The sequence below is a fragment of the Stenotrophomonas sp. STEN013 genome, assembly GCF_056760355.1.
The window spans coordinates 68,712-82,595 of the sequence record NZ_JBRREO010000008.1; the positions used below are offsets into that span (position 1 = coordinate 68,712).

Genomic DNA, 13,884 nt, shown 5'->3' on the forward strand with positions numbered 1-13,884 from the left:
CGGCTCCGGTACAATGGCGGGCCCATTTCCACCATGGTCTCCCGGACATGATCGTCCTCGAGGGCGCAGCTGCCCTTTCGTCGTTCCGCCGCGAACGTCTTGAATCCCGCCTGCAGTCCATCGCCGCCGACCTGCGTATCACCGGTGCCTGGCACGTCTATTTCACCCAGACCGCCGATGCCGGCGCGGTCGACCTGGCCACGCTTGGACGCATCCTGCAGGGCCAGCCGCACAGCGCTGCCCGCGCCGAAGGCGCAGTCTCGCGCTATGTGGTGCCCCGCCTGGGCACGCTGTCGCCGTGGTCGAGCAAGGCCACCGAGCTGGTGCGTGGTGCCGGCCTGGCGATCCAGCGCGTCGAGCGCGGCACCCGCATCGACCTCACTGGCTGGCCTGCCGACCCGGCCCGGCAGGCCGCCGTGGCCAAGCTGCTGCACGATCCGATGACCCAGTCGCTGCTGGCCGACATCGACCAGGCGCAGACGCTGTTCAACAGCGTCGGCCGCGGCACGCTGGAGCGTATCGCGCTGGAGGATCTGGCCGCGGCCAACAAGCGCCTGGGCCTGGCCCTGGCCGATGACGAGATCGACTATCTGCGCCAGCGCTATGGCGAACTGGGCCGTGATCCGTCCGACGTCGAACTGATGATGTTCGCGCAGGCCAACTCCGAGCACTGCCGCCACAAGATCTTCAACGCCAGCTGGACCATCGACGGCACCGAGCAGGACCGCTCGCTGTTCAAGATGATCAAGTACACCCACCAGCAGACCCCGCAGCACACGTTGAGCGCCTACAGCGACAACGCCGCGGTGGTGGCCGGTGCGCCGGCCGCGCGCTTCCGTCCGGACCCGGACAGCGGCAAGTACCGCAGTGAAGCGGTGGTGCCCAGCGCGTTCCAGATCAAGGTCGAAACCCACAACCACCCGACCGCGATCGCCCCGTTCCCGGGCGCCTCGACCGGTGCCGGCGGCGAGATCCGCGACGAAGGCGCGACCGGCCGCGGTGGCAAGCCCAAGGCCGGCCTGACCGGCTTCTCGGTCTCGCACCTGCGTATCCCGACCCTGCCGCAGCCGTGGGAAGCGCCGCGCGCGCTGAACCCGCGCATGGCGCCGGCGCTGGACATCATGCTCGAGGGCCCGCTCGGCGGCGCCGCATTCAACAACGAGTTCGGCCGGCCGAACCTGCTGGGCTATTTCCGCAGCTTCGAGCTGCCCGAAGGCGGTATCACCCGCGCCTATGACAAGCCGATCATGCTGGCCGGCGGCCTGGGCGCGATCGACCGCGTGCAGGTGGAGAAGATCCCGCTGCAGGAAGGCGATGCGGTGATCGTGCTTGGCGGCCCGGCGATGCTGATCGGCCTGGGCGGCGGTGCGGCCTCGTCGGTGGCTTCGGGCGAAAGCGCCGAAGACCTCGATTTTGCCAGCGTGCAGCGCGACAACCCGGAAATGGAGCGCCGCTGCCAGGAAGTGATCGACCGTTGCGTGGCCATGGGCGCCGACAACCCGATCAAGTTCTTCCATGACGTGGGTGCCGGCGGCCTGTCCAACGCCATTCCCGAGCTGTTGCACGACTCCAATGTCGGCGGCGTGATCGACTTGGGCAAGGTGCCCACCGACGATCCGTCGCTGTCGCCGCTGGAGCTGTGGTGCAACGAATCGCAGGAACGCTACGTGCTGGGCGTGGCGCAGGAGCGCCTGGCCGAGTTCGCCGCGATCTGCGCGCGCGAGCGCTGCCCGTTCGCCGCGGTCGGCGTAGCCACGGCCGAGGAACATCTGGTGGTGGCCTACGGCGCAACCCCGGGCAACACCCCGGCCGATGCGCCGATCGATCTGCCGATGGACGTGCTGTTCGGCAAGGCGCCGAAGATGCACCGCGACACCGCCCATCCGCCGGCACCGCGCTGGCCGCAGCTCAGGACCGCCGGCCTGGATCTGCACCAGGCGGGCCTGCGCGTGCTCGCCCATCCGACCGTGGCGGCCAAGAATTTCCTGGTCACCATCGGTGACCGCAGCGTCGGCGGCCTGACCGCGCGCGAGCAGATGGTCGGCCCGTGGCAGCTGCCGATGGCCGATGTGGCCATCACCCTGGCCGGGTTCGACACCTACGCCGGCGAGGCGATGGCGCTGGGCGAACGCACCCCGCTGGCGCTGCTCAATGCCGCCGCCTCGGCGCGCATGGCCGTCGGCGAAGCCATCACCAACCTGTGCGCGGCGCCGGTGACGGCGCTGGAGACGGTCAAGCTGTCGGCCAACTGGATGGCCGCCTGCGGCCACGAGGGCGAAGACGCGCTGCTGTATGACGCGGTCAAGGCGGTGGGCATGGAGCTGTGCCCGGCGCTGGATATCAGCATCCCGGTGGGCAAGGACTCGCTGTCGATGCAGGCGCAGTGGCAGGCCGACGGCCAGACCGAGAAATCGGTGTCGCCGGTGTCGCTGGTGATCTCGGCGTTCGCGCCGGTGGGCGATGCGCGCCAGCAGCTGACCCCGTTGCTGGATCGCGACGCCGACAGCGAGCTGTGGCTGATCGGGCTGGGCGCGGGCAAGCAGCGTCTGGGCGGTTCGATCCTGGCCCAGACCCATGCCGACCACAGCCCGCTGCCGGCCTTTGCCGGCGAGGTGCCGGACCTGGACGACCCGCAGCGCCTGCGTGCGTTCTTCGAACTGATCCGCGATGCGCGTGAATCGGGACTGTTGCTGGCCTACCACGACCGCAGCGACGGCGGCGCGTTTGCCGCGCTGTGTGAGATGGCCTTCGCCTCGCGGCTGGGTCTGGATATCGTGCTCGACGCCTGGGGCGATGATCCGTTCCGCAGCCTGTTCAACGAAGAACTCGGCGCCGTGGTGCAGATCGCCAGGGAGGACCGCGCCGCGTTCGCCGATCTGGTCGAGCGCCATGCGCTGACCGAGTGCGCGCAGCGCATCGCCCGCCCGACCACCGCCCCGGTGGTGCGCGTGCAGCTGGGCAGCGACACCCTGGTGGAATGGCGCTGGGAAGAGCTGTTCGACGCCTGGTGGTCGGTGACCCACGCCATGCAGAAGCTGCGCGACAACCCGGAAGCGGCCGACCAGGAACGTGCCATCGCCCGCAACTTCAACGCCCCGGGGCTGAAGCCCCGGCTGGCGTTTGATCCGGCCGAGGATGTGGCGGCACCGTTCATCGCCACTGGCGCCCGGCCGAAGGTGGCGATCCTGCGCGAGCAGGGCGTCAACGGCCAGATCGAGATGGCCGCCATCTTCGAGCGCGCCGGTTTCGACGCCTTCGATGTGCACATGAGCGACCTGATCGAAGGGCGCGTGCAACTGGCCGATTTCCGGGGTCTGGCCGCCTGTGGCGGCTTCAGCTACGGCGACGTGCTCGGTGCCGGCCGTGGCTGGGCGACCTCGATCCTGGAGCGTCCGGCCCTGCGCGAGGCGTTCGCGGCCTTCTTCGCCCGCCCGGACACCTTCGCACTGGGCGTGTGCAACGGTTGCCAGATGATGAGCCAGCTCAAGGACATCGTTCCCGGTGCCACGCATTGGCCGAAGTTCCTGCGCAATGCCAGCGAGCAGTTCGAAGCGCGAACCGCGCTGCTGGAAGTGGTGGAGTCGCCGTCGATCCTGCTGCGCGGCATGGCCGGCTCGCGCCTGCCCGTGGCGGTGGCGCATGGTGAAGGCCGCGCCGAGTTCGCCAGCGCGGTGGACCAGGCCGCCGCCAGTGTCGCGCTGCGTTACGTCGACGGCGATGGGCGCGTGGCCGACCAGTATCCGCTGAACCCGAACGGTTCGCCGGACGGCATCACCGGCCTGACCACGGCCGATGGCCGCGTGACGATCCTGATGCCGCACCCCGAGCGCACCCCGCGCACGGTCAACCTGAGCTGGGCGCCGGCCGGCTGGGGTGAGGACTCGCCGTGGCTGCGGATGTTCCGCAACGCAAGAGTATGGTGCGGTTGATCCGCCGCCACTGAGGAAATTTTCAGCTGAATCCGGGAAACCCTCCGAAACGCCCGCAGGCCAAGGCCTGCGGGTTTTTTTATGCGCGGAATCGGGCGCGGCGGCGGCCGACAGAAAGTTGCCGCATCCGCCTGTTCCACAACGGGTTTCCATGAAATTTGTGCGCTGAAGCACAAACTCACCCGTGCCCGTCAAAAACTTGACGGTAGATAAATCCTCCATTAACACTCGGCCCATCCCGCAGTCATCTCTCACCCCGGTGAAGGAGCCGCGACAGGCGTGAGCCTCTCGTGCCGGCAGGACCGGAAGCGGGATCCACAACACCTCAGGGGGATCGCCAGGCACCTGATGCCGGGCGATGGCAGCGTCTGTACGCGCAAAAACAACCAGCCGACTTGAAGGAGCAGTGACGATGAATCGGATTTATCGCAAGGTCTGGAACAAGGCGTTGGGCCAGCTGGTAGTGGCTTCGGAGCTGGCCAGTTCCCATTCCCCCGGGGGGCTCGTGGACGCGCGCCGATCCGGCGGCGGCCAGTTCCAGAGCCTGGCGGTGGCCATCGCGCTGGCGCTGGGCATAGGAGGCGGGTCATTGGCGGTGCCGGCCGCCGCGCAATCGGTCGAGGTCGGCGGCAACGCGCTGTGCATCGTGCTCAACAGCAACATCCTGGACAACTGCGTGGTCGATGGCAGCGCTACCGCCTCCGGCACCAATGCCGTGGCCATCGGCGCGGCCACGGTCGCCTCCGGCGACTACAGCGTCGCCAGCGGCGACAGCGCCACGGCCAGCGGCGAGTACGCCGTGGCGGTGGGCGCCGAAAGCCAGGCCAGCGGCGAGCAGAGCACCGCGCTGGGGGCGGCGGCGCTGGCCGCCGGGGATGGCAGCGTGGCGGTGGGCACCCTGTCCGAGGCCGATGGCATCGAATCCACCGCGCTGGGCTACTACAGCACCGCCGCGGGCACCGGGGCCACCGCGCTCGGCGCCGAAAGCGTCGCTGTGGGTACCACCGCCGCCGCGATGGGTTTCCAGGCACAGGCCAGCGCCAGTTACGCCACCGCGGTCGGTGGCTTCGCGCAGGCCGCGGGTTTCAACAGCACCGCGCTGGGCAACAGCAGTGGCGCCTCCGGTGACAACGCCACCGCGCTGGGCTCGGACGCGGTGGCCAGCGGTGATGACAGCCTCGCCGCCGGCCAGGGCGCGCTGGCCACCGGCGTGAACAGCGTGGCGGTGGGGGGCTCCCTGTTCGGACTGTTGCCTGCAGAGGCCTCCGGCAACTACTCCACCGCGGTCGGCGGCGCGGCGTGGGCACCGGGCACCAACAGCACTGCGCTGGGCAATGCATCCATGTCGATCGGCAGCAACAGCGTGGCGCTGGGCGCCGATTCGCTGGCCGAGCGCGACAACACGGTTTCGGTCGGTGATACCGGCAACGAGCGGCAGATCACTCACGTCGCCGCCGGTACCGAAGGCACCGATGCGGTGAACAAGGACCAGCTCGATGCGGTCGCGGCGGTGGCTGAAACCACCAGCAAGTACTTCCAGGCCAGCGGCAGTGCCGACAGCGATGCCGGTGCTTACGTCGAAGGCGACAACGCACTGGCGGCGGGCGAGGCGGCCAATGCCATCGGTGCCGGCAGCACCGCGCTGGGGGGCGGGGCCAATGCCTTGGCCGATTACGCTACCGCGGTGGGCTTCAACGCGCTGGCGGCGGCCGGCAATGCGTCAGCGTTCGGCAGCAGCGCGCAGGCGCTGGGTGAGTACGCCACCGCGGTCGGTGCCGAGAGCATCGCGGCGGGCGAATTGAGCACGGCGACCGGCGCGGCCGCGCAGGCCAGTGGGGATGGCAGCGTGGCCAGCGGCGCGCTGGCCTTGGCCGAGGGCGCCGAGGCCACCGCCGTGGGGTTCTACAGCACCGCCAGCGGTGAAGGGGCTACCGCGCTGGGCGCGGAAAGCGTGGCCGCAGGCGATGGCGCGACCGCTGCCGGGTTCGCCGCGCAGGCGGACAACGCTTATGCCACGGCGCTGGGCAGCGAGGCGCTCGCTTCGGGGCTGCAATCCACCGCCAGCGGTTTCCGCAGCGAGGCCAGCGGTGACGGTTCTGCCGCCTATGGCGGATACAGCGCCGCCAGCGGCTTTGCGACCACCGCGCTGGGCTATGGCGCCAGCGCGTCGATGGAATCGGCCACGGCCCTGGGTTTTGGCGCCAGCGCCAGCAACTATGACGCCACCGCGGTCGGCTCCAACGCGATCGCCAGCGGCGACAACAGCGTGGCGGTGGGTGGTGCGTTCTGGGGCCTGGTTGCGACCGAGGCGGCCGGCGACTACTCCACCGCGGTGGGCGGCGCGGCCTACGCCGGCGGCTTCAACAGCACCGCGCTGGGCAACTTCAGCGCCGCCAACGGCGATGCGAGCGTGGCTCTGGGCAGCGACTCGGCAGCCAATGGCGAAAACAGTGTGGCGCTGGGAGCCGGGTCGGTGGCCGAGCGCGACAACACGGTCTCGGTCGGCGATACCGGCAGCGAGCGGCAGATCACCCACGTGGCTGCCGGCAGCGAAGGTACCGACGCGGTGAACAAGGATCAGCTCGATGCGGTCGCGGCGGTGGCCGAGAACACCAGCAAATATTTCCAGGCCAGCGGCAGCGCCGACAGCGATGCCGGCGCCTATGTCGAAGGCGACAACGCGCTGGCCGCGGGCGAGGCGGCCAACGCCATCGGCGCCGGCACCGCCGCGCTGGGCAGCGGCGCCAACGCGCTGGCCGACTACGCCACCGCGGTGGGCTTCAACGCCCTGGCGGCGGCCGGCAACGCGGCCGCGTTCGGTACCGCTGCGCAGGCGCTGGGCGAGGACAGCCTCGCGCTGGGCAGTGGCGCGATGGCATCTGATACCGGCGCCACCGCCAGCGGCGCCGGCGCGCAGGCGGCGGGCACCTTCAGCACCGCCACCGGCAACGAAGCGGTGGCGTCGGACAACCAGGCCACGGCCACCGGCTTCCGCGCCACTGCGAGCAATGCCGGTGCCACCGCGCTCGGCGGTTACAGCGAGGCCAGCGGATTCCTGGCTTCGGCGCTGGGCTACGGCGCGGTCGCCTCCAGCGACTACACCACTGCGGTGGGGGTGGGGGCCACGGCCGCCGGTGCCAGCGCGGTGGCGGTGGGCGAATCCAGCGAAGCCACCGGCGATGAGAGCGTGGCAGTGGGCGGCACCACCTTCTCCGGTTTCATTCCGGCGCGCGCCTCCGGCACCGGGGCGGCGGCGTTCGGCGCCGGTGCCTGGGCCACGGACGCGTACACCACTGCGGTGGGCTGGAACGCCTGGGCCGATGCGCTCAGTGCCACCGCGCTGGGTGAGAGCGCGCTGGCCTTCGGCGTCAACAGCGTCGCGCTGGGTGCCGGCTCGGTGGCCGAGCGCGACAACACGGTCTCGGTCGGCGATAGCGGCAGCGAGCGGCAGATCACCCACGTCGCCGCCGGCACCAAGGGTACCGATGCGGTGAACCTGGACCAGCTCAATGCGGCCACGTTCGACGCGGTCAACACCGCCCGCTATTTCAAGGCCAGCGGCGACGGCGAGGCGACCGTCATCGGCGAGAACAGCCTGGCGGCCGGTTCCGGCGCCACGGCGGAAGGCGACAGTGCGACCGCACTGGGCAGTGACAGCCAGGCGCTGGCCACTGCGGCCACCGCGATCGGCAGCGAGGCGATGGCATTGGGTCTGGGCGCCAGCGCCTTCGGCCAGACCAGCATCGCTTTTGGCGATGCCAGTGTGGCGATGGGACAAAGCGCGATGGCCTTCGGGCTGGCCGATGTGGCGATCGGTGCCTCGGCCACGGCCGCCAGCGAGAACGGAGCGGCCACGGCCGTGGGTGGGCTCAGCGCCGCCGTGGCCGATGGCGCGACCGCGGTGGGCGGCGCGGCCCTCGCCGCCGGGCTTGGCAGCAGCGCGATCGGCCGCGGTGCCGAAAGCTACGGTGAGGCGGCCGTCGCGATGGGCGCGTTCAGCATCGCGGTGGCCGATTTCAGCATGGCGCTGGGTTCGAATTCGGCGGCGGTGGCCCTCGGCAGTGTGGCGCTGGGGGCCGGCTCGCTGGCCGACCGGGTCGATACGGTGTCCGTCGGCGCGGTCGAATACGGGCTGACCCGCCAGATCACCAGCGTCGCCGCCGGTACCGAAGGCACCGACGCGGTGAACAAGGACCAGCTCGATGCGGTCGCCGCGGTGGCTGAAAACACCGGCAAGTACTTCCAGGCCAGTGGCAGCGCCGACAGCGATGCCGGCGCCTATGTCGAGGGCGACAACGCCACTGCGGCCGGCGAAGCGGCCAATGCGATCGGCAACGGCGCCTCGGCTTACGGCAGCGGTGCCAACGCGCTGGCCGACGGGGCCACCGCGGTGGGCCTGAACGCGCTCGCGTCGGGCCAGAACGCCGCCGCCTTCGGCCAGAACGCGCAGGCGCAGGGGCCGGGCGCGGTCGCGGTCGGCGGCAACGCGGTAGATGAGAACGGCAATGCGCTGATCACCGTGGACGGGGTGCCGGTGGACACCGGCGCGACCAGCGCCGGGGTCGGCGGTACCGCGCTGGGTGCCAGTGGCAATGCCGAAGGTTTTGCCGCCACCGCGGTCGGGGTGGGGGCGTATGCGCAGGGCGATCAATCCACCGCCAGTGGCGCGGTGGCCAACGCGCTGGGCGACTTCAGCACCGCCACCGGCTCGCAGAGCTATGCCGAGGGCGCCGGCGCCACCGCGGTGGGTTTCAACGCGGCCGCTTACGAGGACGGCAACGTCGCCGTCGGCCGCAATGCTTCGGCACTCGGTGCGGGCAGCCTGGCCATCGGTGACGGTGCCGAAACCGGCTTCGGTTTCTTCGGCATCGGTGCGGCCAATGCGGTGGCTATCGGCAGCGGCAGCTGGGCGTTTGGCGATGACGCCACCGCCATCGGTGCCGGTGCCTGGGCCTTCGACCAGCAGACCACAGCCATCGGCAGCAATGCGGTGGCCGGGGAGGTCAACTCGGTGGCACTGGGCGCCAACTCGGTCGCCGACCGGGCCAACAGCGTGTCGGTGGGCGATGTCGGCAGCGAGCGGCAGATCACCCATGTCGCCGCCGGCACCGAAGCCACCGATGCGGTGAACAAGGCGCAGCTGGATGAAGTGGCGGCCGTGGCCGAAGTCGGCCAGCAAACGGCCAGGTACTTCACCGCCAGCGGCAGCGATTACAGTGACGCTGGCGCGTATGTGGAAGGTGACAACGCCACCGCGGCCGGCGAGGCGAGCAATGCGATCGGCAATGGCGCCTCGGCCTACGGCAGCGGTGCCACTGCGGTGGCCGACGGGGCGACCGCGGTGGGCATGAACGCGCTGGCGTCGGGCCAGAACGCGGCCGCCTTCGGCCAGAACGCGCAGGCGATGGGCCCGGGCGCGGTGGCGGTGGGGGGCAACGCGGTCGATGAAAACGGCAACCCGTTGATCACCGCCGGCGGGATGCCGGTGGAAACCGGCGCCACCAGTGCCGGGGTCGGCGGTACCGCGCTGGGCGCCAGTGCCGATGCCGGCGGCTTTGCCGCCACCGCAGCCGGTGTCGGCGCCTATGCCCAGGGCGCGCAGTCCTCGGCCTTCGGCGCGGTGGCCAATGCGCTGGGTGACTACAGCACGGCGATGGGTACGCAGAGCTCGGCCTCGGGTACCAGCAGCGTGGCCATCGGTGGCCCGGCCGATCTGATCCCGGGCTGGGGCTTCTTTGTTGATACCCAGGCCAGTGGCGAGGCGTCCACCGCCGTGGGCGCCGGCGCGATCGCTTCCGGCGACTACGCGCTGGCCTCCGGTGCGCTGAGCGAAGCCTCCGGCGTTGAAGCCACCGCGATCGGCTATTTCGCCTATGCACCGGGCGCCCGTGCCAGCGCGGTGGGCGCGCAAAGCTGGGCCAGCGGTGCCAACAGCGTGGCATTGGGCTACTACAGCACCAGCCGTGGTGCGGACAGCACCGCACTGGGGGCGAACGCCGAAGCGGTAGCCGCTAACAGTGTCGCGCTGGGTGCCGGCTCGGTGGCCGAACGTGCCAATAGCGTCTCGGTCGGTGCTGTCGGCAGCGAGCGCCAGATCGCCAACGTCGCCGCCGGTACCGAAGCCACCGATGCGGTGAACAAGGCGCAGCTGGATGAAGTGGCCGGACTGGCCGGGGAAACCAGCAAGTACTTCCAAGCCAGCGGTGAGGGCGTGGCCACCGCCAGCGGCACGAACAGTGTCGCGGCAGGCGCCGGGGCATCGGCCAGTGGCAATCGCAGCACCGCCCTGGGGACGGCCAGTACCGCCAATGCGACCGGTGCGACGGCCGTGGGCGCCGATGCGTCGGCCCGCGGCACCAACAGCACCGCGCTGGGCCGGCAGACCTCGATCACCGCGACCAACGGTGTGGCGATCGGCTACAGCGCGTTCGCCAGCAACGGCGCCAATGGCATCGCGATCGGCGCCGGTGCGGGGGTTTCCGGTACCAACTCGGTGGCGCTGGGGGCCGGTTCACGGGCCACCGAAGCCAACGTGGTGTCGGTCGGCGGGGGCAATGGAGTAGACGGGCCGGCCACGCGCCGCATCGTCAATCTCGCTGCCGGCCGCATCGCCGAAGGCAGTACCGATGCGGTCAACGGCAGCCAGCTCAACGTCACCAACCAGCGCGTGGGCGCAGTGGAAACCCGGGTCAGCGATATCGACAGCCGCATCGGCACGGTGGAAGGGGTGACCGCCAACGCGGTGACCTATGACGATGGCAGCCGCGCGGTGATGACGCTGGCCGGTGCGCAGGGCACCGTCCTCGACAACGTCGCCGCCGGCAGTATCGCCGCCGGCAGCATGCAGGCGGTCAATGGCGGGCAGCTGTTCCAGTCGTTGGGCAACATGGCCAGTTTCCTGGGGGGCGGTGCCGGCATCGGCATGCAGGGCATGTTCGTGGCGCCGAACTACGTGATCCAGGGCAGCACCTACAACAATGTCGGCGCCGCCTTGAGTGCGTTGGACCAGCAGGTCAGTTCCATCAACAGCCGTATCGCGAGCAATGGCAACGGCAACGGCAATGGCAATGGCAATGGCAACGGCAATGGCAACGGCAATGGCAACGGCAATGGCAACGGCAATGGCAACGGACCGCGGGGTCGCGTGGCAGGCATCGCCGCCGTGACGCCGGCCGCCGTTGCGGGCGTGGCGCTGGGTGACCAGGCCGCGGCCAACAATGTGGCCGGGACCTCCATTGGCAATGGCAGCTACGCGCATGGCCTGAACGACACGGCGCTGGGCAGCAACGCCCGGGTCGATGCCGATGGCAGCACCGCGGTCGGCGCCAATACCTATATCAGCGCCGCCAGCACCAATGCGGTGGCGATGGGGGAGGGCGCAACGGTCAATGCCGCCTCGGGCACTGCGATCGGCCAAGGGGCGAGCGTGAGTGCACAGGGCGCGGTGGCCCTGGGCCAGGGCTCGGTGGCTGACCGCGCCAACACGGTGTCGGTGGGCGCTGCCGGCAGCGAGCGGCAGATCGCCAACGTCGCCGCCGGCACCCAGGCCACCGACGCGGTCAACAAAGCCCAGCTGGATAACGGCATCACCGCGGCCAACAGCTACACCGACAACCGCTTCGGCGCGATGGCCGACAGCTTCGCCATGTACAAGGGCGAGATCGATGACCGCCTGCGCCGTACCGATCGCCGTATCGATCGCCAGGGCGCCATGAACGCGGCGATGTTGAACATGGCCACCAGCGCTGCCGGCGTGCGCACGCAGAACCGGGTGGGCGTGGGCGTCGGCTTCCAGAGTGGCGAATCGGCGCTGTCCATCGGCTATCAGCGGGCGATCAGCGAGCGCGCCACGGTGACCCTGGGCGGCGCGTTCAGCAGTGATGACAGCTCGGTCGGCGTGGGTGCCGGTTTCGGCTGGTGATCAAGCTGCGGCGGCGTCCGTCCTGGGCGCCGCACGCATGCAGAGTGCAAGGCCTGAGGGGGCAGACCGAAGGAACCTTGGCTGGGCCGGCCAACGGATTCCGCAGGAGGTTTTTGGCCAGAACTGTCGCCTGATCCATGAACTTGAAGAGGACGTCAACGTGATCAACAAGCACAACCTTCGCATCAACGCCATCGCCGCCGCGGTGCTGACCCTGACGGTGGGGGCTGCCGCCCATGCCGCGCCGCAGCTGCAGGTCAAGGAGCCGGTGCAGGCGGCGCCGGCGGCGGTCCAGAGCTCCAGCCGCATCATTGTCAAATACCGTACCGGCAGCGCCGCCGCGCGCGACCGTTCCAGCAAAGTGTCGGTGGTGCAGTCGGCGCTGTCCCGTGCCAGCCTCGGCGCAGGCAAGGCCCGTGCTGCGGCGATCCGGGCCGAGCATGTGCGCACGCTGGGGGTGGGCGCGGATCTGATGCGCCTCGATGCCCGGCTCAACCGGGCCGAGCTGGACAAGGTGGTGGCCGAAATCGCCGCCGATCCGGCGGTGCTGTACGCCGAAGCCGACGTCAAACTGCAGCGTGTGGATTCGCCCAAGGCGAAGGAACAGCCGCAGCTGGTCCCCAACGACCAGTACTACCAGACCTACCAGTGGCACCTGCACAACGCCGCCGGGGGCATCAACGCGCCGGCGGCGTGGGACATCGCCCAGGGCGAAGGCGTGGTGGTGGCGGTGCTGGATACCGGGATCCTGCCGGGCCATCCGGATTTCGCCGGCAACCTGCTGCAGGGCTATGACTTCATTTCCGATGCCGAGACTTCGCGGCGCCCCACCGATGACCGTGTGCCGGGTGCGCTGGACTATGGCGACTGGGTGGCCACGGCCAACGAATGCGGCCCCAACACCCCGGCCGAGGACAGCTCCTGGCACGGCACCCACGTCGCCGGCACCATCGCCGAGGCGACCAACAACGGGATCGGCATGGCCGGGGTCGCCTACAAGGCGCAGGTGCTGCCGGTGCGCGTTCTCGGCAAATGCGGTGGCTACCTGTCCGACATCGCCGATGCGGTGACCTGGGCTTCCGGTGGCAGCGTGGCCGGTATTCCGGCCAATGCCACTCCGGCCGAGATCATCAACATGAGTCTGGGTGGCAACGGCACCTGCGGCAGCGTCTACCAGGATGCGATCAACGGCGCGGTGTCGCGTGGCACCACCGTGGTGGTGGCCGCAGGCAACAGCGCGGCCAACGCCGGCAACTACCGTCCGGCCAGCTGCAACAACGTGGTGGCGGTGGGCGCGACCCGTATTACCGGTGGCATCGCCTCGTACTCCAACTATGGTGCGGTGGTGGATCTGTCCGGTCCCGGCGGCGGCGGCGGGGTCGACGGCAATCCGGGCGGCTATGTCTGGCAGGCCGGCTACAACGGCACGACCACGCCCACCTCCGGTGCCTACAGCTATATGGGCATGGGCGGCACCTCGATGGCCTCGCCGCATGTCGCCGCGGTGGGCGCGCTGGTGCAGGGGGCACTGGCGGCAGCCAATCGCGACATCCTCACCCCGGCCCAGCTCGAAGCGCTGCTGAAACAGACCGCGCGGCCGTTTCCGGTGACCATCCCGGCCGCCACGCCGATCGGCAGCGGTATCGTCAATGCCAAAGCCGCGCTGGACAAGGCGCTGGAGGTGCCGTGCGATCCGGCGGTGGACACCTGCGGCCCGGTCGCCACGCCGCTGACCAACAAGGTGGTGGTGTCCGGTCTGGCCGGTGCGGCCGGCAGCGAAGCGCTGTACAGCTTCCAGGCACAGGCCGGCGCGGTGCTGAGCATCCTCACCTACGGCGGTACCGGCAATGTCTCGTTGTACGTCCGCCTGGGCGAGGAGCCGAGCAGCACCGTATTCGACGCCAAGTCCGCGCGCGCCGGCAACAGCGAGACGGTGCGCTTCACCGCGCCGGCGGCGGGGACCTACTACATCAAGCTGGTGGGGGCTTCGGCCTACAGCGGGGTGAGCCTGGTGGCACGCCAGTAAGTGATCGA

3 protein-coding genes are annotated in these 13,884 nt (G+C 70.1%); all 3 read left to right on the plus strand.

The features are described 5' to 3' along the window. The first annotated feature begins 47 nt into the window (after positions 1 to 47). The 3 genes from purL (at position 48) to ACVOMH_RS14030 (ending at position 13,876) form a co-directional block, all read left to right on the plus strand. Positions 48 to 3,929, plus strand: a complete 3,882-nt coding sequence (gene purL, locus ACVOMH_RS14020; protein ID WP_481552359.1) for a phosphoribosylformylglycinamidine synthase — start codon at positions 48 to 50, stop codon at positions 3,927 to 3,929. 412 nt (positions 3,930 to 4,341) lie between these two features. Continuing rightward, positions 4,342 to 11,850: an ESPR-type extended signal peptide-containing protein gene (locus ACVOMH_RS14025; protein WP_481552360.1), complete on the plus strand. Its 7,509-nt coding sequence runs from the start codon at positions 4,342 to 4,344 to the stop codon at positions 11,848 to 11,850. Between the two features lie 160 nt (positions 11,851 to 12,010). Next, positions 12,011 to 13,876 carry a S8 family peptidase gene (locus tag ACVOMH_RS14030; protein ID WP_481552361.1) on the plus strand — a complete coding sequence of 622 codons (1,866 nt, stop codon included), beginning with the start codon at positions 12,011 to 12,013 and terminating at the stop codon, positions 13,874 to 13,876. Positions 13,877 to 13,884: the final 8 nt, after the last annotated feature.

Excerpts from the sequence above, each read along its gene's own strand:
- purL (WP_481552359.1), top strand. The coding sequence starts at position 48 with ATGATCGTCCTCGAGGGCGCAGCTGCCCTTTCGTCGTTCCGCCGCGAA.
- ACVOMH_RS14025 (WP_481552360.1), top strand. The coding sequence starts at position 4,342 with ATGAATCGGATTTATCGCAAGGTCTGGAACAAGGCGTTGGGCCAGCTG.